The 25645-nt window shown below is 71.9% G+C and carries 23 protein-coding genes and 1 pseudogene; 13 read left to right on the top strand and 11 right to left on the bottom strand.

Features of this window, described 5'->3' with window-relative positions; all coding sequences use genetic code 11:
* Positions 1–327: 327 nt before the first annotated feature.
* Positions 328–1860 carry a leucyl aminopeptidase gene (locus tag OHT57_RS14065; protein ID WP_328746713.1) on the bottom strand — a complete coding sequence of 511 codons (1533 nt, stop codon included), beginning with the start codon at positions 1858–1860 and terminating at the stop codon, positions 328–330.
* A gap of 288 nt (positions 1861–2148) precedes the next feature.
* Between OHT57_RS14065 and OHT57_RS14060 the strand changes: the two genes are divergently transcribed.
* Complete coding sequence (locus OHT57_RS14060) at positions 2149–2928, top strand: endo alpha-1,4 polygalactosaminidase (protein WP_328746712.1); 780 nt, start codon at positions 2149–2151, stop codon at positions 2926–2928.
* 8 nt (positions 2929–2936) lie between these two features.
* On the opposite strand, the gene OHT57_RS14055 is transcribed toward OHT57_RS14060, so the two are convergent.
* Positions 2937–3719 carry an adenosylcobinamide-GDP ribazoletransferase gene (locus OHT57_RS14055; protein ID WP_328753192.1) on the bottom strand — a complete coding sequence of 261 codons (783 nt, stop codon included), beginning with the start codon at positions 3717–3719 and terminating at the stop codon, positions 2937–2939.
* Positions 3720–3792: 73 nt separating this feature from the next.
* Between OHT57_RS14055 and OHT57_RS14050 the strand changes: the two genes are divergently transcribed.
* On the top strand, positions 3793–4557 hold the full coding sequence (locus OHT57_RS14050; RefSeq protein WP_328746711.1) for a hypothetical protein: 765 nt from the start codon (positions 3793–3795) through the stop codon (positions 4555–4557).
* 334 nt (positions 4558–4891) lie between these two features.
* Here the strand turns inward: OHT57_RS14050 and OHT57_RS14045 are convergent.
* The 3 genes and pseudogenes from OHT57_RS14045 to cobT all read right to left on the bottom strand — a co-directional run.
* Positions 4892–5569, bottom strand: a pseudogene (locus tag OHT57_RS14045) (hypothetical protein); the annotation flags it as partial.
* A 10-nt stretch (positions 5570–5579) separates the two neighbouring features.
* Entirely contained in the window at positions 5580–7385 is a 1806-nt protein-coding gene (locus OHT57_RS14040; protein ID WP_328746710.1) for a phosphatidylglycerol lysyltransferase domain-containing protein, read from the bottom strand.
* Positions 7386–7490: 105 nt separating this feature from the next.
* On the bottom strand, positions 7491–8642 hold the full coding sequence (cobT, locus tag OHT57_RS14035) for a nicotinate-nucleotide--dimethylbenzimidazole phosphoribosyltransferase (RefSeq protein ID WP_328746709.1): 1152 nt from the start codon (positions 8640–8642) through the stop codon (positions 7491–7493).
* Between the two features lie 126 nt (positions 8643–8768).
* Between cobT and OHT57_RS14030 the strand changes: the two genes are divergently transcribed.
* Positions 8769–9632 (top strand): hypothetical protein, encoded by an 864-nt coding sequence (locus OHT57_RS14030; RefSeq protein WP_328746708.1) that lies wholly within the window; start codon positions 8769–8771, stop codon positions 9630–9632.
* On the opposite strand, the gene OHT57_RS14025 is transcribed toward OHT57_RS14030, so the two are convergent.
* Entirely contained in the window at positions 9621–10823 is a 1203-nt protein-coding gene (locus tag OHT57_RS14025) for a bifunctional adenosylcobinamide kinase/adenosylcobinamide-phosphate guanylyltransferase (protein ID WP_328746707.1), read from the bottom strand. The two genes, OHT57_RS14030 and OHT57_RS14025, sit on opposite strands and share 12 nt — an antisense overlap.
* Positions 10824–10997: 174 nt before the next feature.
* Between OHT57_RS14025 and OHT57_RS14020 the strand changes: the two genes are divergently transcribed.
* Entirely contained in the window at positions 10998–11213 is a 216-nt protein-coding gene (locus tag OHT57_RS14020) for a hypothetical protein (RefSeq protein WP_328746706.1), read from the top strand.
* Between the two features lie 255 nt (positions 11214–11468).
* On the opposite strand, the gene OHT57_RS14015 is transcribed toward OHT57_RS14020, so the two are convergent.
* The gene (locus OHT57_RS14015) at positions 11469–12170 is read right to left on the bottom strand and encodes a methyltransferase domain-containing protein (protein ID WP_328746705.1); all 702 of its coding nucleotides are present in this window, start codon (positions 12168–12170) and stop codon (positions 11469–11471) included.
* An 83-nt stretch (positions 12171–12253) separates the two neighbouring features.
* The gene (locus tag OHT57_RS14010; RefSeq protein WP_328746704.1) at positions 12254–12931 is read right to left on the bottom strand and encodes a DUF3043 domain-containing protein; all 678 of its coding nucleotides are present in this window, start codon (positions 12929–12931) and stop codon (positions 12254–12256) included.
* Positions 12932–13180: 249 nt separating this feature from the next.
* On the opposite strand from OHT57_RS14010, the gene OHT57_RS14005 reads away from it, so the two are divergent.
* From OHT57_RS14005 to OHT57_RS13975, 7 genes are all read left to right on the top strand, one after another.
* The gene (locus OHT57_RS14005) at positions 13181–13963 is read left to right on the top strand and encodes a PspA/IM30 family protein (protein ID WP_328746703.1); all 783 of its coding nucleotides are present in this window, start codon (positions 13181–13183) and stop codon (positions 13961–13963) included.
* A 22-nt stretch (positions 13964–13985) separates the two neighbouring features.
* Positions 13986–14264, top strand: a complete 279-nt coding sequence (gene pspAA, locus OHT57_RS14000; RefSeq protein WP_328746702.1) for a PspA-associated protein PspAA — start codon at positions 13986–13988, stop codon at positions 14262–14264.
* A 67-nt stretch (positions 14265–14331) separates the two neighbouring features.
* Positions 14332–15564 carry a sensor histidine kinase gene (locus OHT57_RS13995; protein WP_328746701.1) on the top strand — a complete coding sequence of 411 codons (1233 nt, stop codon included), beginning with the start codon at positions 14332–14334 and terminating at the stop codon, positions 15562–15564.
* A complete protein-coding gene (locus OHT57_RS13990; RefSeq protein ID WP_328746700.1) occupies positions 15561–16241 on the top strand; it encodes a response regulator transcription factor in 681 nt (226 codons plus the stop codon). The genes OHT57_RS13995 and OHT57_RS13990 overlap by 4 nt, the downstream gene beginning before the upstream one ends.
* A gap of 97 nt (positions 16242–16338) precedes the next feature.
* A complete protein-coding gene (locus OHT57_RS13985; protein WP_328746699.1) occupies positions 16339–16761 on the top strand; it encodes a YciI family protein in 423 nt (140 codons plus the stop codon).
* On the top strand, positions 16754–17899 hold the full coding sequence (locus tag OHT57_RS13980) for an RNA polymerase sigma factor (protein WP_328746698.1): 1146 nt from the start codon (positions 16754–16756) through the stop codon (positions 17897–17899). The genes OHT57_RS13985 and OHT57_RS13980 overlap by 8 nt, the downstream gene beginning before the upstream one ends.
* 67 nt (positions 17900–17966) lie before the next feature.
* Entirely contained in the window at positions 17967–20201 is a 2235-nt protein-coding gene (locus OHT57_RS13975) for a serine/threonine-protein kinase (protein WP_328746697.1), read from the top strand.
* Positions 20202–20219: 18 nt separating this feature from the next.
* On the opposite strand, the gene nadA is transcribed toward OHT57_RS13975, so the two are convergent.
* Positions 20220–21404, bottom strand: a complete 1185-nt coding sequence (gene nadA, locus OHT57_RS13970) for a quinolinate synthase NadA (protein WP_328746696.1) — start codon at positions 21402–21404, stop codon at positions 20220–20222.
* Between the two features lie 254 nt (positions 21405–21658).
* Here nadA and OHT57_RS13965 point away from each other — a divergent pair, with 254 nt between their 5' ends.
* Complete coding sequence (locus OHT57_RS13965) at positions 21659–22015, top strand: HesB/IscA family protein (RefSeq protein WP_328746695.1); 357 nt, start codon at positions 21659–21661, stop codon at positions 22013–22015.
* Between the two features lie 87 nt (positions 22016–22102).
* Here the strand turns inward: OHT57_RS13965 and OHT57_RS13960 are convergent, their stop codons facing one another.
* Both OHT57_RS13960 and OHT57_RS13955 read right to left on the bottom strand, forming a co-directional pair.
* Complete coding sequence (locus OHT57_RS13960; protein ID WP_328746694.1) at positions 22103–24112, bottom strand: hypothetical protein; 2010 nt, start codon at positions 24110–24112, stop codon at positions 22103–22105.
* A gap of 164 nt (positions 24113–24276) precedes the next feature.
* Positions 24277–24486 (bottom strand): hypothetical protein, encoded by a 210-nt coding sequence (locus OHT57_RS13955; RefSeq protein ID WP_328746693.1) that lies wholly within the window; start codon positions 24484–24486, stop codon positions 24277–24279.
* A gap of 152 nt (positions 24487–24638) precedes the next feature.
* Here OHT57_RS13955 and OHT57_RS13950 point away from each other — a divergent pair, with 152 nt between their 5' ends.
* Positions 24639–25613: a carbohydrate kinase family protein gene (locus OHT57_RS13950; protein WP_328746692.1), complete on the top strand. Its 975-nt coding sequence runs from the start codon at positions 24639–24641 to the stop codon at positions 25611–25613.
* Positions 25614–25645 lie beyond the last annotated feature (32 nt).

Raw genomic sequence — 25645 nt, 5'->3', positions numbered from 1 at the left:
ACGCCGGGCCGGGGTGTGAGACACCACACGCTCACATGTGAAGCAGGGCCGCCGCTGAGACACCGACGGACGGCGAGGCCGTATCAACCCCCAGTCCCGCCACGCGCACACGACCGGCTTCCCCGCTCAGAGACGGACGAGGGCCAGGGCAGCCCACCCAGGGGCGCGGGGCTGTGTCGATATGCGGCTCCGCCGCGCGGACGCGACCGGCGCCCCGGGGCGGAGGAGGGCCAAGGCAGCCCACCAGGGGCGCGGGGAACTGCGCGACGAGCCACAACGGGCCCGCAGCCGCCCACGCCCCTGGGGAACCGGGCTATCGGGCGGACGTCACCCCAGGTCACCGGAGCCGACCAGCTCCGCCAGCCGCACCAACGTACGCACCGCGGTCCCGGTCCCACCCTTCGGCGTGTACCCGAACGGCCCACCGTCGTTGAACGCGGGACCCGCGATGTCGAGGTGCGCCCAGGTGATCCCCTCGCCCACGAACTCGCGCAGGAAGAGCCCGGCGACCAGCCCGCCGCCCATCCGCTCGCCCATGTTCGCGATGTCCGCGGTGGGCGAGTCCATCCCCTTGCGCAGGTGCTCCGGCAGCGGCATCGGCCACGCCGGCTCGCCGACCTCCTCCGCGGCCTCGTACACCGCCGTACGGAAGGCATCGTCGTTCGCCATGATCCCGAACGTCCGGCTGCCCAGCGCCACCATCATCGCGCCGGTGAGGGTCGCGACGTCCACGATGGCGTCCGGCTTCTCCGCCGACGCGGCCCACAGCGCGTCGGCCAGCACCAGCCGGCCCTCCGCGTCGGTGTTCAGCACCTCCACCGTCTTGCCGCTGTACATCCGCAGCACGTCACCGGGCCGCGTCGCGGACCCCGACGGCATGTTCTCGGCCAGCGCCAGCCAGCCGGTCACGTTGACCTCAAGGCCCAGACGCGCGGCCGAGACCACGGCTGCGAACACCGCGGCCGCCCCGCTCATGTCGCACTTCATCGTCTCGTTGTGGCCCGGCGGCTTCAGCGAGATGCCGCCCGAGTCGTAGGTGATGCCCTTGCCGACCAGCGCGAGGTGCTTTGTCGCCTTGGACGACGTGTACGACAGCTTCACCAGCCGCGGCCCCGACGCCGACCCCGCGCCGACGCCGAGGATGCCGCCGTAGCCGCCCTTCTCCAGGGCCTTCACGTCGAGCACCTGCACCTTGAGGCCGTGCTCCTTGCCCGCGGTCTGCACGATGGCGGCGAAGGCCTCGGGGTTCAGGTCGTTCGGCGGCATGTTGATCAGGTCGCGCGCGCGGTTGAGCTCCTCGGCGACGGCGGTGGCCCGGGCGAGCGCGGTCTTGTGCGCGGCGTCCCGCGGCTTGCCGCCCAGCAGCGCGGCCTCGGCGAGCGGGGCCTTGCTGTTCTTGGCGGCCCTGGCACCGCCCGCGTTGTTCTCCTTGTAGGTGTCGAAGGAGTACGCCCCGAGCAGCACGCCCTCGGCGACCGCGCCGACGTCGCCGGCATCGGCCAGCGGCAGCACGAACGCGGCCTTCTTCGCGCCGGTCAGGGCGCGGGCGGCCGCGCCGGCGGCCTTGCGCAGGGTCTCCGGGGCGAAGGCGGAGTCCTTCTCGGGCTCGGCGCCCAGACCCACCGCCACCACGAGCGGGGCCTTGAGGCCGGAGGGCGCGGGCAGCTTCGTCACCTCGCCCTCGGCGCCCGAGGCACCGAGGGTTTCCAGGACGCCGGCGAGGCGGCCGTCGTAGGCCTTGTCCACGGCCTCGGCGCCCGGCGCGGGGACCGGGCCGTTCGCGCCCTTGGCGACACCGATCACGATCGCGTCGGCCCGTAGGCCGGGCGCCGCGGCGGTGCTGAGAGTGAGAGCAGTCACGGTGGTGAATTCTCGCTTCCGATGTGAGGTTGCTGTGGTCGAGCGGGTGGGTCGACCGGGCCCGACGGCCGACCCTGTCTCTCGTCCGGGAATCGTCCGAGCGCGGGTACCGATCGGGGCCTTCACCCCTGTCGGCGACCACCCGGGACGAGCCTACGCTCGGGGCGGTGGCCGATCGTTCCTGCGGTCCGGCTCCCCCGCCTCCTGTGAGGTGGGTCACACCCACCTGATTCCGGCGAGCGTACCGCCCGACGCTCGCGTCATTGCCACGGCCCTGGAGCCCACCCCTTGAAACGCCTTCCCCTGCTCGTCACCCTGCTGCTCCTGACGGCGGGCTGCTCGGCCGCCCCCGACTCCGGGCCCGGTGAGGCCCGTTGGCAGCCCCGGCCCGGCGTCGCCTGGCAGTGGCAGCTGACCGGCCGTGTCGACACCTCGGTGGACGTGCCGGTGTACGACATCGACGGCTTCGACCAGTCCAGGTCCGTGGTGTCCGCCCTGCACCGCAAGGACCGCAAGGTCATCTGCTACCTCTCCACGGGCGCGTGGGAGGATTGGCGGCCCGACGCGAAGAAGTTCCCGGCGTCGGTGACAGGCCGTGGCAACGGCTGGGAGGGGGAGCGCTGGCTCGACATCCGCCGCACGGACGTGCTGGAACCGCTGATGGCCGCCCGCTTCGACATGTGCCGCACAAAGGGCTTCGACGCGATCGAGCCCGACAACATGGACGGTTACAAGAACCGCACGGGCTTCGCCCTGACCGCGGCGGACCAGCTCCGCTACAACCGGCTGATCGCGAAACTGGCCCATGAGCGGGGAATGGCGGTGGGGTTGAAGAACGACCTCGACCAGATCCCGGACCTGGTCGACGACTTCGACTTCGCGGTCAACGAACAGTGCGCGCAGTACCACGAGTGCGGGGACATGAAGCCGTTCATCACGGCGGACAAGGCGGTCTTCCACGTCGAGTACGAACTCCCGACGACCCGCTTCTGCGCGGACTCCCGCCGCCTGAAGCTGAGTTCGATGCTGAAGAAGTACGAGCTGGGGGTGTGGCGCAGGCCCTGCTAGCGGAACTGTCAGGGGTTCATGGACAGGACCACCAGAGCCGTCGTCGCCGCCGCCTCCGCCAGCCCTCCGAACACGTCCCCGGTCACCCCGCCGAAGCGGCGCGTGCAGTGCCGCAACAGAAGCTCGGCCACGATCACGGCGGCGGCGACCGCCAGCACCGAACGGACGAGGTCGTACGGTCCGAAGAGCGCCCCCGCTCCGGCCGCCCCCAGCACCACCGCGGCGGCCACCGGCACCGCCGCCCGACGCGGGACGACCCCTGCCACCGCCGCCCCCAGCCCCTCCGGCCGCGCTGCCGGCACCCCGGCACGTGCCGCCAGGGTCAGCGCGAGGCGGGCGGCCGTCGCCGAGACCACCGTCGCCACCGCACCCCGTGCCCAGGAGTCGCCGTACGACTGCGACAGCGCGGCCACCTGGGCGAACAGCACGAAGACGAGGGTGATCACACCGAACGGGCCGATGTCCGACTGCTTCATGATCCGCAGCGCGTCCTCGGCGGGCTTGCCGCTGCCCAGGCCGTCCGCCGTGTCGGCGAGCCCGTCGAGATGCAGGCCCCGAGTGAGAACCGCGGGTACGGCGACCGCGGCGACCGCGGCGAGCAGCGCGGAGGCGCCCAGGAACAGGAGCAGAAGTCCCAGCGCGGCCGACAGACCGCCCAGTACCACCCCGACCAGCGGAGCGCACAGCATGCCGCCCCGTGCCGCCTCCCGGTCCCAGCGGGTCACCTTCACGGGGAGCACGCTGAGCGTGCCGAAGGCGAAGCGGAGGCCGTCGAGGGGGAGGCGGGTCATGGACACGCCCGCAGGGTAGCCCGGACGCCGGATCCGCCGGGCGGCCCACCCCGGGCCCCGGGAGACTGGGCCCATGGGCCACTGGCTGCACCGCAACATCGTCGAACCCGGCAAGCTGCCGCTCCTTCTCGCCCTGACCGCGTTCGTGTTCACCTTCCTGATCACCCGGGTCATCACCCGCCTCATCCGGGCGGGCAAGGGCCCCTTCGGCAACGTCAGTTCCGGCGGAGTGCACATCCATCACGTGGTTCCCGGTGTGGTGCTCAGCGTCGTCGGCGGCTTCGGCGCGGTCGCCAGCGGGCGGTACGGCTTCGGGGCGGCGGTGTGCGCGGTCGTGTTCGGGATCGGCGCGGGTCTGGTGCTGGACGAGTTCGCGCTGATCCTGCACCTCGACGACGTCTACTGGAGCGAGGAGGGCCGCAAGAGCGTCGAGGTCGTCGTCCTCACCGCGGCGCTGGTCGGCCTGGTGCTCGCGGGCTTCTCGCCGTTCGGCGTCAACGACGTGACGCAGGCGGAGGCCCAGGACCGCGGCGGCGTCATCACCAGCGTGGTGGTCAACTTCCTCTTCGCGATGCTGGTCCTGCTCAAGGGCAAGACCCGGATGGCGATCTTCAGCGTGATCGTCCCGCTGGTCGGACTCATCGGCCTGGTCCGGCTGGCCCGCCCCGGCTCACCCTGGGCCCGGCGCTTCTACGGCCGCCGCCCGCGCGCCCGCGCCCGGGCCACCCTGCGCGCCTACCACCGCGACAAGCGCTGGGCGGGCCCCCGCAGAAAGTTCCAGGACCTGATCGGCGGCAAACCGAACCCGACGACACCCCCACCTCTGGAACGCCGCTGACGCGGTGCGGGCGCCGACGCGATGCCGGTGCCGGGCCGGCGGGCGCGACCGTTTGTCATCGGCCGGACGACTCCGGGGCACCCGGCACCCGTCCTCAGCGCCGTCGCCCGGGCCCGGGCCGCAGGTGCCGGGCTCTGATCGACGGCGCCCCGGCCCTGGCGTCCTGCCCGGCTCCGCCCTCGTCCTCGGGTCCGGAAGGGGCTCCGAAAGCGTCCCTGTCCTCGGGTCCGGAAGGGGCTCCCCAATCGCCCCCGGAGCGGGCTCCGGACCCGCCCCCGACACCTGTTCCGGACCCGCCCCCGGAACACGTTCCGGAACGGTCCCCGACAACGCCCCCGGAACGGGATCCGGACCCGCCCCCGGAACGTCGCCGGCGGGTCGCCGAGACTGCGCACAGCACGCACATCGCCGCGATCGCCGCCAGGTGTTCCTTGCCGGCGAGGTTTCCCTTGACCAGCACCTCGACCACCATGGCGCCGACCACGACACCCGCGGTGAGCCGGGCGCCGTAGCGCCAGCCCAGGAACACGGCGAGGCCCACCACGGCCGCTGAGGGGCCGGTGTCGACGACATGCGCGTCCGAGGCGTACAGGCCGAACAGGCTGTCGGGACCCAGCCCGATGCCCACGCGCGCGTACAGCGTCCCGGCGAGCGTGGCCGTGTACGCCAGCGCGAGCGTCCGCCACCGGCCCAGCCCGATCTCGGCGAGCCCGAACACGAAGAGGATCTGCGCCAGCGCACCCCACACCGGCAGGTCAAGGGCGGGTACGAACAGTGAGAGGGGGGTGCGCAGCAGGGCCAGCCACAACGGGTCCGCGGCGCGCACGCCACCCACGTCCTGGACGAAGCCGTAGCCCCACGACTGGTTGTGCACGAAGTGCAGGGCCGCCGTCAGAGCGACGGCCAAAAGCGCCATGGGGACCACCCGCCACCTCCGCCGGAGCAGGGCCTCGCGCACGGTGACGTACAGCGGCCCCCACTCCACGCGTGCCCAGCGGGCGAGTGTCTTCATCCCATGGTCCTCATCTGTGCGTACTCAGGTGCTCCCGACGCCGTAGCCACCTCGGCAGTCCCGGCACCTCCAGGAACCCCTCCGCACGGGCCGAGGCGAGGCCGATGCGGGGCAGGTCCGCGCTCTTCTCGAAGAGCAGGAACCGCGGCTCCCAGATGGGCCGGTACTTGGCGTTGGCCCGGTACAGCGACTCGATCTGCCACCAGCGGGAGAAGAAGCTGAGCAGCGACCGCCACAGCCGCAGCACCGGTCCGGCGCCAAGACGTGCGCCACGTTCGAAGACCGAACGGAACATGGCGAAGTTGAGTGAGACCTGGGTGATCTGAATCTCCTGGGCCCGGTTCAGGAGCTCGATGACCATGAACTCCATGAGTCCGTTCTCGGAGTCGCGGTCCCGGCGCATCAGGTCGAGGGACAGCCCGTGCGGCCCCCACGGCACGAAGGAGAGCACCGCTTTCAGCTCACCGCTCGCGTCCCGGCACTCCAGCGCCACGCACCGCCCGTCCTCCGGGTCCCCGAGCCGTCCCAGCGCCATGCTGAACCCGCGCTCGGTGGCCCCGTCCCGCCAGTCGTCGGCCCGTCGTACGAGAGCCGCCATCTCGTCGGCGGGGATGTCCTCGTGGCGCCGGATCCGTACCGTGTACCCGGCCCGCTTGACCCGGTTGTAGGCCTGCCGGACGGTCCGCATCGCCCGGCCTTCCAGGGTGAACTCGGCGACCTCGACGATCGCCTCGTCGCCCAGCTCCAGCGCGTCCAGGCCGTGCCGCGCGTACACCGTCCCGGCGTCCTCGCCCGCGCCCATCACCGCGGGCAGCCACCCGTGTGCCCGCGCCTCGGCCAGCCACGGCTCGATCGCACCCGGCCAGGCCTCCGGGTCGCCGATCGGATCACCCGAGGCCAGCGACACCCCGCCGACGACCCGGTAGGTGACGGCCGCCTTGCCCGTCGGCGACCACACCACGCTCTTCTCCCTGCGCAGCGCGAAGTACCCGAGCGAGTCCCGCTCGCCGTGCCGCGCCAGCAGTTCCCGCAGGCGCCGCTCGTCGTCCTCGGTGAGCGGGTCGACAGCACGCCGGGAGCGGAAGGCGGCGTAGAAGACGGCCAGCACGAGGACCGTGCTGAGCACGTTGATGACGACGTTGACCCAGTTCGGCGTCAGGATCCCGTCGAAGCGGGAGTCGTCGGCGGCGACGGAGACCAGCCGCAGCGTGCCGTACCACCAGCGTTCCGTGAAGCTCGACGACCTCGACGCCTCGTTGGTGGCGGTCACCAGCAGCGCGGCGAGCAGCGAGGACACCAGCAGGCCGCCGACGGCGACCGCGGCGGCGAGCCGCGGGTTGGACCGGTCTCCCTTGGCGTAGAACTCCCGCCGTCCGGCCAGCAGTGCGGCGACGAACGCGGCGGTGAGGGCCAGCGAGATCCAGTTCTGCGCGTACCGCCGGATCTCCGGGAACACCATCGCGAACACGAACAGTGCGAGGAACGCCCCGGACACCACCAGGTTCAGGATCCACGCCGCGCGCTTGCGCCGTCGCATGGTGATGGCGAGGAAGGCCGTGAACACCCCGGAGGCGAAGCCCGCCGTCAGCAGATACGGCGTGAAGTAGTCCTCCTGGTTGTGCCGCCGTACGTCCTGCCCCAGCGAAACCCACGCCGCGCTGAGGAAGTTGACGAACGCGACGACCCGCAGGTACCAGACGGCGAACCCGGCCGCCCGCCGGGAGGCGGTGGTGGAGGGCCGCCGGGCACCGGTGGCCGGTTCCGGGGGCGGTTCGGCGGGCTGGTCCTGCTTCGCGGCATTTCGGACGTCTCCCATAAGGGGCGATCATGCCCCTTGCGCCCACGCTTGGGCAGCCGCGGCACTCGCCTGTCTCTCTTTTCCGCCGCGAGGACGCGAGGCAGCCGCGCCGCCAGCCCCTGCCTACTCGTCCTTCTTCTCCACCACAGCGTCCACGGCCTCCGCCGCCTCCTGCGTCTCCTGCGCCTCCACCGTCTCCGTCTCCGGCTCGTGCTCGTCCTCGGCGGGCGAGGGCTTCTCGGGCAGTTCGGCGGCCAGCGCCGCCGCGGCCTGCACCAGGGGCAGCGCCAGCAGCCCGCCCGCGCCCTCGCCGACCGTCACGCCGTGGTCGAGCAGCGGTTCCAGGGCCATCCGGTCCAGTGCCTTCGCCTGTCCCGGTTCGCCGCTGTTCTGCCCGGCCAGCCACCAGTCCGGGGCCCGGAACGCGATCCGCTGCCCCACCAGGGCGCAGGCGGCCACGACCACCCCGTCCAGCACCACGGGCAGCTTCCGCACCGCGCTCTGGAGCAGAAAGCCCGTGATCGCGGCAAGGTCGGCGCCGCCCACCGTCGCCAGCAGCTGCAACTGGTCCCCGAGCACCGGCCGCGCCCGCCGCAGCGCGTCCCGGATCGCGGCGCACTTGCGCATCCACGCCAGGTCGTCGATCCCGGTCCCGCCCCGCCCGGTCACGACGGACGCGTCGGTTCCGCACAGCGCGGCGACCAGCACCCCGGCCACCGTGGTGCCGCCCACGCTCACATCGCCGAGCACCACGAGATCGGTCCCGGAGTCGGCCTCCTCGTCGGCCACCGCGACCCCGGCCCGGAAGGCGGCCTCCGCCTCCTCCGAGGTCAGGGCGTCCTCGATGTCGATACGACCGCTCCCGCGCCGCACCCGGTGCCGTACGACGTCCTTGGGCAGCTCGGCCGGATCGCAGTCCAGCGCCATGTCGACGACCCGCACCGGCACGCCCAGCCGCCGCGCGAGGACCGACACCGGGCGGCCGCCCTCCAGGACCTCCCGCACCAGCTCCGAGGCACTGCCCGCGGGACGCCCGGAGACGCCCTGGTCGGCGATCCCGTGGTCACCGGCGAACAGGACGACCCGCGGCCGTTCGATCGGCCGTACCGGAACGGCCGACTGCGCCGCGGCCAGCCACTCACCCAGTTCGTCGAGGCGGCCCAGCGCCCCGGGCGGCACGATCTGACGCTCCCGGCGCGCCTCGGCGTCGCGACGCACCCCGCCGTCGGGGCGCTCGATCAGATCGGAGAAGTCGTCGAGATTAAGCGAGCTCATTCGCCGAACAGTACCGGCCCTGATCGAACACGGGGGCGCCACGTGGCCCTGGTGTCATTGCACCCTGGATCGGGATCCCATACGTTCCGGTTTGTAGCGAATTGCCATGCGTCTCCGGGAGGCCTCATGAATGCATCAACCGCCCCTTCCGTACGGCGTCTTCGCTCCACCGCCCGCGCGATGCTGCCGTTCCCCGAACCGGAGAGCTGGCTGGACGTGCAGACGGGGGACGCGGACTTCCCGGAGGCGGCGAGAACGTTCTTCCCCTACACGGCCTTCGACGGCCTGGACCTCACACCCCGCGTGGTGCACGCCCAGGCGATCGAACGCCTGGAGGAAGCCCACCTGGGCCGGCTGACGGACCCGCAGATCACCACCCGCCTCCGGGCCCGTTACGACGTGGTCAGCCTGCTGAACCAGAGCCCGGGCCCCGAAGGTCTCCGGGCCGCCCTCGCCGTCCTGCGTCCCGGCGGCCACCTCCTCGTGGAGTCCCCGGACGACCCCCGCGCCGAACTGGAGTCCCAGGGCTGCACGATCGTCACCACGACCCGCAGATCCGCGCACGTACCGGAACGCGTGACGACCCGTCTGACCCGGGTCCTGCCCCCGAGAGCGACCGGACCGCTGATCCCGACCGCGAGGGCCCTGGACCACACCCTCGCCCTCCTCCTCGCCGGCACCCGCTACGCGAAGACCTACCGGGTGATCGCCCGCAAGAACGCGGAGGCGGACAACGCGGACGCCGGGAGCACGGACACCGGCCGCCTGGACGCGGGCAGGGCGAACGCGGGTCGCGACGCGGACATCGACCGCACGGACGCAGCCAGCGCGGACGCCGGGAGCGCGGACGCCCGCAGCGTGGACACCGGCCGTATGGATGCAGCCAGGGCGGACGCAGTCGGCGCGGAGTCGGGCAACGCGGACACCGGGAGCACGGGCACCGCCTGCGCCGGCCCCGCGGAGCGGCCCGCGCACGCCTCAGCCCCGTAGCACCAGCGCCTGTCCCGCCACCACCAGCACCACCTGCTCGCACTCGCCCGCGAACGCCGCGTTCAGCCGCCCCAGCTCGTCCCGGTACCGGCGTCCGGACGCGGTGGCCGGCACGATGCCCGAGCCCACCTCGTTCGTCACGGCGACCACGGTCCGCCGTGCGGCCCGTACCGCCTCCGTCAACTCCCGCACCCGTGAACGCAGTTCACGCTCCCCGCCGTCGGCCCACTCGGCGTCGTCCCACGCCCCCACGGCGTCCATCGCATCCGTCAGCCACAGCGACAGACAGTCGATCAGCAGCGGCGCCCCGTCGTCCTTCAGCAGCGGCACCAGGTCGCAGGTCTCGGTCGTACGCCAGGATCCGGGCCGCCGCTCCCGGTGCACGGAGACCCGGGAGGCCCACTCGGTGTCCCCGTTCCGGGACCCGCCGGTCGCGACGTACAGCACCTCGGGAAAGGCCTCCAGGCGTCGCTCGGCCTCCACCGACTTCCCGGACCGCGCCCCGCCCAGCACCAGCGTCCGCCGCGGCACATCCGGTACGTCCTCGTAGGCCCCGACCGTCAGCGTCGTCCCGTCGGGCACGGCCCGCGCCCCGGCGGCGGCCAGCCTCCGGCGCAGCTCGGCGCCGGGAGGCACGTCGTGATCGAGATGGACGGCGACGACGTCGGTCGTGGGCCCGACCGCCCCCACGGCCCGCAGCCGGGCCAGCGCGTCCGGCCGTCGTACGACATCGGCGAGCACCAGGTCGTACGACTCGACGGCCCCCTCCTCCAGCCCGGCGGGCGCACCACCCGGAGGCAGATACAGCGCCCGCTGCCCGTCGGGCCCGGTGACGGCGTACCCGGTCCCCGGCGCGTCCATGGCGACGGCCCGCACCCGGTGGCCCGTCAGCAACGCCAGCTCCCGCCCGTCCGGCACCCGCCCCGGCTGCGGAATCCCGGCAGGCACCTCGACCGCGGGCCCGTCATGCGGATGCGACAGCAGTACCTGCCGTACGCCTGCGAGCGAATGCCCCGCGCGGGCGGCGGCGAAGGCGGCACCGGGGGTCAGATCGAGCAGCAGGGCCCCGTCGACGAGCACCGCGGTGGCACCACGGGCGTCCGCCCCGACGGCGACGGCGCAGGCGGCGCAGGGACAGCCGGGGCGGGGAAGGCCGTCGGGGGCACCGGTACCGAGAAGAGTGAGTTCCACGAGCCGATTCTCCCCGGTGCCTGTTGATCTTGCTCGCGCAGAGGTGCGTTCAAGTGGCGCGGGACCGCGTCGACATCAGGCCCACGGACGACGAACTGTCGCGATCTTGTTCCGTCCGACCCAGCGGAGCGCATAGGCTCGACCACGGAACGTGCCCATACGAGGGAGGCCTGCATGGCGACATGGATCTGGCGGTTCGAGAAGGCCGACGGCGCGGAGACCCAGCCCGCGGTGGAGCCGGAGGAGTTCACCACCCAGGGAGACGCGGAGTCCTGGCTCGGTGAGTACTGGAAGCCCCTGCTCGCCGGTGGCGCCGAACAGGTGCGGCTGTTCGAGGACGCCACGGAGATCTACGGCCCGATGAGCCTGCGCGCGGCCGAGGAGGCGTGACACGGACGGGCGAGGGCCGTCGCACACCCTCGCCCGCCTCCTCCGCCTCTGCTCACCCGGCGTCACGTCCACGGCCCTCGCGCCTCCGTCACGCGTGAAGGCCACCGACGTCTGATCCTGGTGTCGTCATTGCCGCTGTCGCCCTCGCCGGAGGGTCCGGCCGGGCGCCGGGACGATGCCCTGGACGACGCTCGACGCCACCGACACCCGAGCGGCGATCCTGCGGCGAAGCCGATGTGGCTGGTCCGAGCGGGCTCAGCCCCGCACGCCGCAGAGATGCAGCAGCGCGGCGACCCCCCGGTACGGATCCGTCCGCCCCGCCCGCTCCTCACAGGCCAGCAGCGCCTCCGTGTCGGCAGGGACCTCCGCGTCGTCCGTGGCCGTGTCCGTGAACACCCGCACGCCGTACCAGGCCCGGAGCGGCGCCCCGATGCCCGCGAGCGTCGCCGTCAGCGTGCTCAGCCGGTCGGCGCGAACGTCGAGGCCCAGGCGGTTCCGGTACGCCACCGAGTCGAAGGCGTCCCACGTGCCGGCCCAGTCCCCGGCCAGCCCCGGCCGCATCGCCAGCGCGTCCGCGTTCCGCACGAGCAGCGACAGCAGCCCGCCCGGTGCCAGCATCCGCGCCAGTCCCGCAAGCAGCGGATCCGGCTCCTGGACGTACATGAGCACACCGTGGCAGAGCACGACGTCGAAACTGCCCGGCAGGAAGTGCACCCCGGTGTCCCTGCCGTCGCCCTCGATGATCCGCATCCGCTCCCGGATGCCCTCAGGCTCGGCGGACAGGGACTCCCGGGCGGCCGCGACCATCCGTGCGTCCTGCTCGAGCCCGGTCACCTGATGCCCGGCCCGGGCCAGCCGCAGCGCCTGCGTGCCCTGGCCCATGCCCACGTCGAGCACCCGCAGTCGCTGTCCGACCGGGTACCGCCCGACTATCTGCTCGTCGAGCTGCCGGGCCACCAGCTCCTGGCGTACGACGTTCCGCAGCCCGCCCAGCTTGTCCAGCCAGGCATCCGCCGCGCCCCCGGAGAAAGACGTCGTACTCAGGGCCGCTCTCCGCGCTTGACCTGCGGCTTCGGTAGCCGGAGGCGACGCATCTGCAGAGAGCGCATGAGGGCGTAGGCGACCGCGCCCTTGCGGTTGTGGTCCGGGAAGCGCTCGGCGAGCTGCTTCTTCAGACGGAAACCGTTGAGGATCGCGTCGAGCACGATCAGCACGATCACGACGAGCCACAGCAGCAGCGCGATGCTCTGGAGCGCGCCCACCCGTACCACGCTCAGCACGAGGATGACCACGGCCATCGGGAGGAAGAACTCCGCCACGTTGAACCGGGAGTCGATGAAGTCGCGGGCGTACTTGCGCACCGGGCCCTTGTCCCGTGCGGGCAGGTACCGTTCGTCGCCGCCGGCCAGCGCCTGGCGCTGCCTCTCCAGCGCCGCACGCCGGTCGTCGCGCTGGCGCTTGGAGGCCTCCTTGCGCGTCGACGGCGTATTGGCGACGCTGCGGCGCTGGGGCTGGGCCGCACTGCGCTTGGGCGTGGGCCGACCCTTCGGGGCCTGGGGGTCACGGATCTGCTTGGAGTCGGTCAGCTGCGCCTTGTCGGCGACGGCGGCCTTCTCTTCCTTGGTGGCACGGCTACGGAACACAAAACCCAAGGGTAAGGGGTGTCCGGGGTTGGACCCCAGCCCGCTGGGGAACGATCCGGCAACACCAGTCGTCATCCAGGGGGACGGAGGGGACGTCCGGTGACCGGAAAACAGACCTGTTCGGATCCATGCCGATCCGTGCGGACCCTGAAGGTCACCTACTCCTCACGCCGGAGCAAGGGATTGGTCAGTCGTCCTTGGGGATGACCGCATCCGTCCCGGAACAGTGCGTCAATGGATGCAGGGCCCGTACTGTGGGTTCTGTCGCAGAACTGGTGCTGGAAGTCCGTCAGAAGGGGGCGCGCGAAGCCCATGAGCGGTGTCATGAAGCGTATGGGGATGATCTTCCGCGCGAAGGCGAACAAGGCCCTTGACCGGGCCGAGGATCCGCGCGAGACCCTCGATTACTCGTACCAGAAACAGCTGGAGCTGCTTCAGAAGGTACGCCGGGGCGTGGCCGACGTGGCCACCTCCCGCAAGCGTCTGGAGCTCCAGCTCAACCAGCTGCAGTCGCAGTCCTCGAAACTGGAGGACCAGGGCCGCAAGGCGCTCGCGCTCGGCCGCGAGGACCTCGCCCGCGAGGCGCTGTCCCGTCGTGCCGCGCTCCAGCAGCAGGTGACGGACCTCGAGACGCAGCACTCGACGCTGCAGGGCGAGGAGGAGAAGCTCACTCTTGCGGCCCAGCGTCTCCAGGCCAAGGTGGACGCCTTCCGTACGAAGAAGGAGACCATCAAGGCCACCTACACGGCGGCCCAGGCGCAGACCCGGATCGGCGAGGCCTTCTCCGGCATCTCCGAGGAGATGGGCGACGTGGGCCTGGCCATTCAGCGGGCCGAGGACAAGACGGCCCAGCTCCAGGCCAGGGCCGGTGCGATCGACGAACTGCTGGCCTCCGGCGTCCTGGACGACCAGTCCGGCATGCACAAGGACGACATCCAGGCCGAGCTGGACCAGCTCTCCGGTGGTACGAATGTGGAGCTGGAACTCCAGCGCATGAAGGCGGAGCTGGCGGGAGGCTCCCCGTCGCAGCAGGCGATCGAGGGCGGCACCGGACAGGCGCAGTCCCCGCAGCAGCCGCAGGACACCCCCCGCTTCGACAAGCAGTAGGGGCCACGCCGAGGAGGGCGACATGATCGTCAGGATCATGGGGGAGGGTCAGGTGAGGCTGGCCGACAGCCACCTCGCCGACCTGGACAAGCTGGACGACGAGCTGTTGGCCGAGATGGAGAACGGCGACGGTCCGGGCTTCCGCCGCACCCTGAAAGCCCTCCTCACCAGGGTCCGCGAACTGGGAGATCCCCTCCCGGACGACTCCCTGGAACCCTCGCAGCTGATCCTCCCCGCCGAGGACGCGACTCTGGAAGAGGTCCGGGACCTCCTGAGCGACGACGGCCTGATCCCGGGGTGACTGCGGCCACCCCGATCCACGGCCACCACCGGTTCCGGGGTGGACAGGCCCCCTCTACTGTTCACACGTGAGCCGCACACTCGACCGCGTCCGCAAGCAGCTCAAGGCCCACCCCTTGGCACTGGACGCGATACTCGCGGCGGGCGTCCTCGTCTGCATGGTGGCCGGCTCCTTCGTCGCGCCCCATCAGAAGGACGCCGTCAGCTGGAGCATCCACACCCCGGCCCCGCTCAGCCTCGTCCTCATGGCCCTCGGCGCCACCGCCCTGGTCTTCCGCCGCCGCGCCCCCCTCATGGTTCTCGCCTTCACCGGCACCGTCTCCCTGATCGAGTCCGTCACCGGTGATCCCCGCGCTCCCGTCGCCATGTCCGCGGTCATCGCCCTGTTCACCGTGGCCTCCAGTACCGACCGCCCCACCACCTGGCGCGTCGGCCTGCTCACCATGACGGTGCTGACCGGCGCCGCGATGCTGGCGGGCCCCCTGCCCTGGTACGCCCAGGAGAACCTGGGCATCTTCGCCTGGACCGGTATCGGCGCCACCGCGGGCGACGCCGTCCGCAGCCGGCGCGCCTTCGTCCAGGCCATCAGGGAGCGCGCCGAGAAGGCCGAGCGCACCCGCGAGGAGGAGGCCCGCCGCCGGGTCGCCGAGGAACGCCTGCGCATCGCCCGTGACCTGCACGACGTCGTCGCCCACCACATCGCCCTGGTCAACGTCCAGGCCGGAGTCGCCGCCCATGTGATGGACAAACGCCCCGACCAGGCCAAGGAGGCCCTCGCCCACGTCCGCGAGGCCAGCCGCTCCGCCCTCAACGAACTCCGCGCCACCGTGGGTCTGCTCCGGCAGTCCGGTGACCCCGAGGCCCCCACCGAACCCGCCCCCGGCCTCGCCCGCCTCGACGAACTCGTCGGCACCTTCCGCAACGCGGGGCTACGGGTCGAGGTCGCCCGCACCGACCACGGCACCACCCTCCCCGCCGCCGTCGACCTGGCCGCCTACCGGGTCATCCAGGAAGCCCTCACCAACGTCCAGAAGCACGCCGGTGCCGAGCCGAAGGCCGAGGTCAGCGTCGTACGCGTCGGCCCGAACGTGGAGATCACGGTCCTCGACAACGGCACCGGCGAGGAGGACCACCCCGACAACGGCGGCGGCCACGGCCTGCTCGGCATGCGCGAGCGGGTCACCGCCCTGCGCGGCGCCCTCACCACCGGCCCCCGCTACGGAGGCGGTTTCCGCGTCCACGCGATCCTGCCGGTCAAGACCCGAACCGTAGCCAGGGACCAACCAGGAGAGCCCGTATGACGATCCGTGTCCTGCTCGCCGACGACCAGGCGCTGCTGCGCAGTGCCTTCCGGGTGCTCGTCGACTCGGAGCCGGACATGGAGGTGGTCGGCGAGGCGTCCGACGGCGCCGAGGCCGTACGGCTGGCCGGACAGGAGCGCGCCGACGTGGTCCTCATGGACATCCGGATGCCCGGCACGGACGGTCTCGCGGCCACCCGCATGATCAGCGCCGACCCGTCCCTCGCGCACGTCCGTGTGGTCATCCTGACGACCTTCGAGGTCGACGACTACGTCGTGCAGTCCCTGCGCGCCGGCGCCTCCGGCTTTCTCGGCAAGGGCAGCGAGCCCGAGGAACTCCTCGCCGCGATCCGGGTCGCGGCCGGCGGCGAGGCACTGCTGTCCCCGGCCGCCACCAAGGGCCTGATCGCCCGCTTCCTCGCCCAGCGGGACGTGGACGACGAGCACGACCCCCTGCGCTCCGAACGCCTCGCCGCCCTCACCCACCGCGAGGGCGAGGTCCTCGTCCAGGTCGCCGGTGGCCATTCCAACGACGAGATCGCCGAGCGCCTGGAGGTCAGTCCGCTCACCGTCAAGACCCACGTCAACCGGGCCATGGCCAAGCTCGGCGCCCGGGACCGGGCCCAGCTCGTGGTCATCGCGTACGAGTCGGGGCTGGTACGTCCAAGGGTGGAGTGAAAACAAGTTCCGCGGCGATGTCGAGAACCCGCGCCCCGTTCCGTCCCCGTGGTGAGAGCGACCGGAACGCGTCGCATCAGGACCGAGGAGAGACACCATGGCCAAGTACCTGCTGCTGAAGCACTACCGTGGCGCCCCGGCTCCGGCCAACGACGTGCCCATGGAGAAGTGGACGCCGGAGGAGATCACGGCGCACGTGCAGTACATGCGGGACTTCGCGGTCCGACTGGAGGAGAGCGGGGAGTACGTCGACGGACAGGCGCTCGCTCCCGAGGGGGAGTGGGTCCGGTACGACGGTGAGGGACGCCCTCCGGTCACCGACGGGCCGTTCGCCGAGACCAAGGACCTCATCGCCGGCTGGATGGTGATCGACGTCGACAGTCACGAGCGGGCCGTCGAACTGGCCGGGGAGCTGTCCGCCGCCCCCGGCGCGGGCGGCAAGCCGATCCACGAGTGGCTGGAACTGCGCCCGTTCTACGCGGCGGATCCCAACGTCGCGGACTGCCACGCCGGTGGATGAGGCCCTGCTCAGGAGCCTCACGCCCAGCGTGCTCGCCGTCCTCGTCCGCCGCGGAGCCGACTTCGCGGCGGCCGAGGACGCCGTGCAGGACGCGCTCGTCGAGGCGGTCCGCGTCTGGCCGGCCGACCCGCCGCGCGATGCGAAGGGCTGGCTGGTCACCGTGGCCTGGCGGAAGTTCCTCGACGCGACCCGGTCGGACTCCGCCCGCCGCCGCCGTGAGGACCGTATCGACGAGGAACCGACGCCCGGGCCCGCCCCCGGCGTCGACGACACGCTCCAGCTGTACTTCCTGTGCGCCCATCCCGCGCTGACCCCGTCCTCCGCCGTCGCCCTCACCCTGCGTGCCGTCGGCGGGCTCACCACCCGCCAGATCGCCCAGGCCTACCTGGTCCCCGAGGCGACCATGGCGCAGCGGATCAGCCGCGCCAAGCGGACGGTCTCCGGCGCGCGCCTCGACCAGCCCGGTGACGTCGCCACCGTGCTGCGCGTCCTCTACCTGGTCTTCAACGAGGGCTACTCCGGCGACATCGACCTCGCCGCCGAAGCCGTCCGCCTCACCCGGCAGCTCGCCGCCGCCATCGACCACCCCGAGGTCGCGGGACTGCTCGCCCTCATGCTGCTCCACCACGCCCGGCGCGCCTCCCGCACCACTCCCGACGGCGGTCTGGTGCCGCTCGCCGAACAGGACCGCACCCGATGGGACACCTCGGCGATCGCCGAGGGCGTGGCGATCCTGCAGACCGCGCTGGCCCGCGACCGGCTCGGCGAGTTCCAGACCCAGGCCGCCATCGCCGCCCTCCACGCCGACGCGCCCACCGCCGAGGAGACCGACTGGGTGCAGATCGTCGAGTGGTACGACGAACTCGTCCGCCTGACCGACAGCCCCGTCGTCCGCCTCAACCGCGCGGTCGCCGTCGGAGAGGCCGACGGACCCCGGGCGGGCCTCGCCGCCCTCGCCGCGCTGGACGACTCCCTGCCCCGGCACACGGCGGTCGCGGCCTACCTCCACGAACGCGACGGCGACCCGACGACAGCGGCCCGTCTGTACGCCGAGGCCGCTCACCGGGCACCGAACCTGGCCGAACGCGACTATCTGACCCGCCGGGCGGCCCGTCTCAACAGCCGCGGCAGTCACTGAGGGCACCCTCCGCTCCCGTTACATATGCTGTGCCCGCGAACTGCCGCACGCGGAAGGGGATTCGGGCGTGCCACTGCACAAGGACGACCCGAGATCGGTCGGCGGGTACAAACTGGTCGACCGGCTCGGTGCCGGAGGCATGGGCATCGTCTACCGCGGCCGGACGCGTTCCGGGCGCGAGGTCGCCGTGAAGGTCGTCCACGCCCAGCACGCCGAGGACAAGGTCTTCCGCGCCCGTTTCCGCCAGGAGATCGAGGCCGTCCGCAAGGTGAGCGGTGCCTTCACCGCCCCGGTCGTGGACGCCGACCCCGAGGCGGTACGGCCCTGGATGGCCACCCAGTACGTACCCGGCCGCTCCCTCGCCGACCGGATCCGCGAGCGGGGCGCGCTGAAGGACGGCGAACTGCGGCAGCTGGCCCTCGGACTGGTGGAGGCGCTGCGGGACATCCACCGGGCCGGCGTGGTGCACCGCGACCTCAAGCCCGCCAACGTCCTGATGGCCGAGGACGGACCCCGCGTCATCGACTTCGGCATCTCCCGCGCCGCCGAGAACCACAACACCCTCACCGAGACCGGGCAGATGATCGGCACCCCGCCCTTCATGTCCCCGGAGCAGTTCACCGACGCCCGCACGGTCGGCCCCGCCTCCGACGTCTTCTCGCTGGGCGCGCTGCTGGTGTTCTCCGCCACCGGGCGCGGGCCGTTCGACGCCGACAGCCCCTATCTGACCGCCTTCCGGGTCGTCCACGAGTCACCCGTCCTCGACGGCGTGGCACAGCCGCTGCGCGCGATCCTGGAACGCTGTCTGGCCAAGGAGGCCGCGGACCGGCCCGAACTCGACCGGCTGGCCAAGGAGTTCGCGGACACCCTGCCCGAACCGGGCCCCGGCGAACCGGCCACGGTGACCCTGCGCGCACAACTGCTGCGCGCCGCCGAGGAGACCTCCGCCGAAGGGGACCCGGCCGCGAAAACGAGGTCCGGGCGCCGCAGCCGTGTCCGCCGCCCCCTGCTCGTGGCGACCGGCACTGTGGGGGTGCTGGCCCTGGGACTGCTGGGATACCTGCGGTTCGGACCGGGTTTCGCAGACAGCCCCCGGGCGGCGAGTCCCGCCCCGACCGTGGCCTCCCGGTGGGCCGCGGTCCCCGCAGGCTGGCAGCCCTGGGAGACGACGGTGCACGAGACCTCGCCGCGCGGCGAGGCCGAGGCGCTGGGGGTGAAAACCGGCGACCCGGGCGACGCCACCTGCGGGAGGTACGAGGACGCGGTCTACTGCGCCGGCAACAACATCCTGCCGGTACGCCTCGACGGCCGTACCGGCAAGACCGTCTGGCGCTTCTCCCTGGCGCCCGCCGACTCCGAAGGGACAGGGCTGAAGAGCTTCACGCTCCTCGGCGTGCGGGACGGCGCGGTGCTCGTCCGGCAGGTCGTCTACCCAGCGGCCGGCGCCGGGGACGGCACGGTCAGCATTGTCGCCCTCGACGCGGACAGTGGCGAGAAACTGTGGGCCCGCAAGGTGAACGACACGAGCGTCGACCTGGCCATGTCCGGCGACCTGGTCCTGACCACCGACCTCGACGGCCGGTCGGTGACGGCCCGCGACCCGCGCACCGGCGCCGACCGGTGGACCGCGCAGATGCCCGCCGACAGCTACTGCATGTTCCCGGCGGCCGGCTCCGGCCTGTACGCGCACTGCTTCCCGGGTGACGAGAGCCGGTCCGCAGTGGTCCTGGAGCTGAACCGGAGTGACGGATCGGTCGTCAGGCGGCTGAAGACCCCGTACACGAGCGGCCTGCTCGGCGTCGTCCAGGGCCGGCCGGCCTTCGTGATCGGGGGCACCACCGGTCCGGCGCGCCCCGAGGACCTGACGTTCGGCAAGGTCCTGCTCCTCGACCCGGACACCGGCGCCGGCACCACGACCAAGCTGTCGCAGACCTACGAGGGCTCGGTGACGCTGGCCGCCGACACCCTGTGGATCGCCGAGCCCGACGGCCAGGTGACCGCCGTGTCCCCGCTGACCGGAAAGCAGCTGTGGCAGACCCGGACCGGCGCCGAGGGCTCGGGCCAGCCCACCTACGACAGCCGCACCCGCACTCTGTACCTGGTCAGTACCAGCGGCCGGGTCGCGGCTCTCGACGCCCGCGAGGGCACGCTGCTGTGGGAGACGGGCGCGCACGCCGAGCAGCTCGCGAGCGGCGACGTGATCAAGTCCGAGGTGCTGCCGTACGGCGGGGCGCTGATCGCCGGCACCCCGGACGGCACCGTCTTCAGCCTCGACCCCGCTCACCCCACGGCGTCGGGGTGAGCGGGGGCCGCGGCTGCCCTACGGCAGTGCCAGCATCCGCTCCAGCGCCAGCTTCGCGAACGCCTCCGTCTCCTTGTCGACCTCGATCCGGTTGACGAGCTTGCCCGCGGCCAGCGACTCCAGGGTCCAGACCAGGTGGGGCAGGTCGATGCGGTTCATGGTCGAGCAGAAGCAGACGGTCTTGTCGAGGAAGACGATCTCCTTGCCCTCCGGCGCGAAACGGTTGGCGAGCCGTCGTACGAGATTGAGCTCCGTGCCGATGGCCCACTTGGAGCCGGCCGGGGCCGCCTCCAGCGCCTTGATGATGTACTCCGTCGAGCCGACGTAGTCCGCCGCGGCCACGACCTCGTGCGTGCACTCGGGGTGAACGAGGACGTTCACCCCGGGTATCCGGGCGCGTACGTCCTCCACGGACTCCAGCGAGAAACGCCCGTGCACCGAGCAGTGCCCGCGCCACAGGATCATCTTCGCGTCCCGGAGCTGCTCGGCGGTCAGGCCGCCGTTCGGCTTGTGCGGGTTGTAGAGGACGCAGTCCTCCAGGGACAGGCCCAGGTCCCGGACCGCGGTGTTGCGGCCGAGGTGCTGGTCGGGCAGGAAGAGGACCTTCTCACCCTGCTCGAAGGCCCAGTTCAGGGCGCGCTCGGCGTTGGACGACGTGCAGATGGTGCCGCCGTGCTTGCCCGTGAACGCCTTGATGTCCGCCGAGGAGTTCATGTACGACACCGGCACGACCTGCTCGGCGATGCCGGCCTCGGTGAGGACGTCCCAGCACTCGGCGACCTGCTCGGCCGTCGCCATGTCGGCCATGGAGCAGCCGGCGGCGAGGTCCGGGAGGACGACCTTCTGGTCGTCGCCCGTCAGGATGTCCGCGGACTCGGCCATGAAGTGCACACCGCAGAACACGATGTACTCGGCCTCGGGGCGCGCGGCCGCGTCCCGGGCCAGCTTGAAGGAGTCGCCCGTGACGTCGGCGAACTGGATGACCTCGTCACGCTGGTAGTGGTGGCCGAGAACGAACACCTTGTCGCCGAGCTTCTCCTTGGCCGCGCGGGCACGCTCGACGAGGTCGGGGTCGGACGGCGAGGGCAGATCGCCGGGACACTCGACGCCCCGCTCGCTCCTCGGGTCGGCCTCACGGCCGAGCAGCAACAGGGCGAGCGGAGTCGGCTGTACGTCGAGCTCCGTGGTCTGGGCGGTGGTCACGACACGCACCCTTTCTACTTTTCGTCGAACTGACGTTATCTATCATAGCCTGCTTCACGTCACTTTGACGATCGTCATAACGTCGATGTGACGTGAATCCCCCTCGGGGGCCGACCGGACATTTTCCGACCGCCAACGCATGTGCGAGCATGAAGGAGGCGCCGGAAAACCGGCGTCCGGCCCGGAATGAATCCGCGGCCTTGCCGGTTGCACCAGTCGGCAAGCAGTCTCCGTACAACCCGGGAGAGATGTAGATGTCCGTATCGGACGAGACCGGCACCGTCACCGACGGCATCATCCTGTCCGACGCCGCCGCGGCGAAGGTCAAGGCCCTGCTCGACCAGGAAGGCCGTGACGACCTGGCCCTGCGCGTCGCCGTTCAGCCCGGTGGCTGCTCCGGCCTGCGTTACCAGCTCTTCTTCGACGAGCGCTCGCTCGACGGCGACGTCCTGAAGGACTTCGACGGCGTCAAGGTCGTCACCGACCGCATGAGTGCCCCGTACCTGGGCGGCGCGTCCATCGACTTCGTGGACACCATCGAGAAGCAGGGCTTCACGATCGACAACCCCAACGCGACCGGCTCCTGCGCCTGCGGCGACTCCTTCAGCTAAGTCGGCGCGGACCGGCTTCGGCGCAGACAGACAGAAGAAGGCGGCGGCCCCCTCCGAAGGGGCCGCCGCCTTCATGCGTCCTCAGGGCTACCGGGCCCCGGAGGTCTCCGGCAGCCGCGCCGAGCCCGCCTTCTCCAGCGGGATCGCCTTGCCGTCCGAACCCACGACCTCGCGGTCACCGAGCGGCTCGTCCAGGGTCACGGTCTTCTGGATCTCCTTGGCGATCATGATGCAGACCTTGCCCTGCCACGGCGTCTCGGTCACCGTGACCGTCACCTTGCCCGAGCTCTCGCTCGCCGTCGCCGCGTAGTCCCCGCACACCCCGCCCGTGAAGCTCACGGTCAGCTGGTCGCCGTCGGCAGAGTAGCCGTCCACCTTGACGTCGCGCGTCTTCGACGTGGAGGTCGGGTCGCCGGAAGGCGCCGTGGGGGTGGCGGGCGCGGAGGGCGTCGCGGTCGCAGGCGAGGCGATGTACGTCGGGTCGACCGCCGGATACGTCACCGTGAAGGCGTCCTGCGCGCCCGCTGCCCGCACCTCGAACAGCCAGGACGGCACGAGCGCCTGCCGGCCGTCCACGAGGTGCGAGGCCAGTCCGAACACCGCCTTCTCGACCGTGAGCGCGTTGCCCGCGGCGGGGCTCGCCGTCGACTCCCCGCAGGGCGCCTCCAGCCGGTCCTTCAGCGGTACGGGACTGGCGCAGCCGCCGATGCCCATGCGGTGGTCGGTGCCGGGCACCTTGTTCAGCAGGCCCAGCGTCTTCTCCGCGCTCAGCACGGGATACGTGTCGCTCTTGACCGGCGCCTTCAACTGACCGGTGCCGCCCACCACTTCACCCTGCGCGTTCACGGTGACGCCGGTCGACCAGCCGTACGTGGGCAGTCCGCCCACCACCGGATCGGCGTTCACGACCCGCTGGGCCCCCAGGACCTGGCTCGCGTCGAGCTTCGCGCCGTCCTGGCCCACTGCCTTCAGTACCGGCGCCGCGGCCTTCTCCGCGACCGCGACCGTCACGCTCACCGGATCACCGACCGAGCCGTCGAGGCCGCACACGGTGGCGCTCTTGCAGTCGTCAGTGACGGGGGAGTAGCGCTGGAAGGTCCACGCGCCCGGCGCCTGCCGGTTCACCGTGAGCACCGGACCCGAGCCGTCCATGACCCCGATCCGCCAGAACTGCCCCTGCGCCACCGGAGTTCCGTCGACGCCGAGCGCCTTGGCGAGCCGCGCCACGTCGGCCTCGGCGACCTGTCCACCGGTGCGGTAGACGGGCGCCGAGGCGGGCCCCTGCGGGAGGCTGCCGTCGACGCGGTAGGTCGCGCCGTACGGGTTCGGCTCCCCGGGCGCGATGCCGTTGCCGGTCCCGCCGCTCGCGCCGTAACCGTCGAGTGCGAGGGGCGGGGGAGTGTCGTCGCCGGACGCGCCGGACGTGGTGTCCTTGCCGGACCCTCCGGAGGCGCCGGCGGCGAGATACGCCCCTCCGCCTCCGACCAGCAGTACGGCGGCGGCGACAGCGGCGACGGCGACGGGCGACCGCCGCCGAGCGGAACGGAGATCGTCGGACTCGCCGTCCCGGGCGACCTCGGTATCGGGGGCCGGGAGTTCATCCGGTTCGTCGGCGGCAGCGACGGCCGGGGTCCCGGAGATGCCGGAGATGTCGATGGGCGGGGAGTCGTCCGTGTCGGCGTCGGCGATTCCCTCGACGTCCTGCGCCGGGTCCCCGGAAGCGTCCTCGGTGTCCCCGGCGCCCGTCTCTCCTGCGGGAGCATCCTCGGCGTCCCCGACCTTCCGGTCGGTCCCGGCTCCGGCGCGGCTCTCCGTCTCCGCGGCGCCCGCCTCCCCCATGGGGAGGGACTCGGCGCGGCTGGGCTCCTCGTCACCGGAAACCGCGTCACCGGAAACCTCGGTGCCCGGTTCCTCGTCAGCGCCGCTCACGTGTTCCGCGCCGCCCGCATCCTCCGGGCCGCCCGCATCCCCCGCGCCGAGCGCTTCCGTGGCGTCGGCTTCCCGCGCGACAGGAGCTTCCGCAGCGCTCCCGTCCCCGCCGCCGGAGGCCTCGGCGGAGGCGCCGGTGTCGTCGTTGTCGGGTCGCTCGGTGTCCACCGCATCGCTCCTTCTGCTGCGCAACTGTCCCTCGACCCTGACCCGACCCTGTCAAAAAGGTCGGCAAAAGGGTCGTATCCCGCATCCCCTTTCCGGGGGACGGCGATGGGACGCAGCGGGGGAGCGCGCGGTTCCCTTCTGCGCGCTGACTCGCGCGCCGTGCGTCAGTCGCCGTACTCCGACATGGCGTCCAGCAGCCGGGCGGAGCCCTCGGGAACGGTCACGCCGTGGATGAGGGAGGGAGACACCGGGAGGGAAACGATTCGGTCGGGCGCCGCCCAGTGGGGTGCCATCCGGGCGCAGTCGCCGCGCAGCGAGGCGAGGCCCCCGTCCACGTCGGCCGGGGCGGAGGCGTACAGCTCGAGGTTCGTCATGACGGCACCGTATGCACGTCGGAGCCTGCGAAGAAAGATCTACTATCGGGTAGTTTTTCCGGCTTGGCCGAGCAGTCGACCGCCTCGCGGTTCCCTATACGGACCCGGTAGCGTTAAACGTCAATTCACCCTCCCTCAGGAGAGTCCACGCCGTGCGCATCGCAGTCACCGGCTCCATCGCCACCGACCACCTCATGACCTTCCCCGGCCGTTTCGCCGACCAGTTCGTCGCGGACCAGCTGCACACGGTCTCGCTCTCCTTCCTGGTCGACAACCTCGACGTACGCAGGGGCGGCGTCGGGGCGAACATCGCCTTCGGGATGGGACAGCTCGGCACGAACCCGATCCTCGTCGGGGCCGCGGGCTTCGACTTCGACGAGTACCGCGCCTGGCTCGACCGGCACGGCGTCGACACCACGTCCGTCCGGATCTCCGAGACGCTGCACACCGCCCGCTTCGTGTGCACCACCGACGCCGACCACAACCAGATCGGCTCCTTCTACACGGGCGCGATGAGCGAAGCCCGCCAGATCGAGCTCAAGACGGTCGCCGACCGGGTGGACGGCCTCGACCTCGTCCTCATCGGCGCCGACGACCCCGAGGCGATGCTCCGCCACACCGAGGAGTGCCGTTCGCGCGGCATCCCGTTCGCCGCGGACTTCTCCCAGCAGATCGCCCGTATGAACGGCGACGAGATCCGGATCCTGCTGGACGGCGCCACGTACCTCTTCTCGAACGAGTACGAGAAGGGGCTCATCGAGTCCAAGACCGGCTGGTCCGACGCGGAGATCCTGGCGAAGGTCGGGCACCGCGTCACCACGCTGGGCGCGCAGGGCGTGCGGATCGAGAGGACCGGCGAGGAGCCGATCGTCGTCGGCTGCGCGGAGGAGGAGCGCAAGGCGGACCCCACGGGCGTCGGCGACGCCTTCCGCGCCGGGTTCCTGTCGGGACTCTCCTGGGGCGTCTCGCTGGAGCGGGCGGCGCAGGTCGGCTGCATGCTGGCGACCCTCGTCATCGAGACGGTCGGGACGCAGGAGTACCGGCTGCGCCGGGAGAGCTTCATGGAGCGGTTCACCAAGGCATACGGCGACGAGGCCGCCGTCGAGGTCCAGGGGCATCTGGGCTGAGCCCGTCGGGGTGCGCGGGCGCCGATCATGCC

This window comes from Streptomyces sp. NBC_00285, assembly GCF_036174265.1.
In the GTDB taxonomy this organism is placed as follows: domain Bacteria; phylum Actinomycetota; class Actinomycetes; order Streptomycetales; family Streptomycetaceae; genus Streptomyces.
The sequence above is the reverse complement of the archived record's forward strand: the minus strand, read 5'-3'. Positions and strand labels throughout refer to the sequence as shown.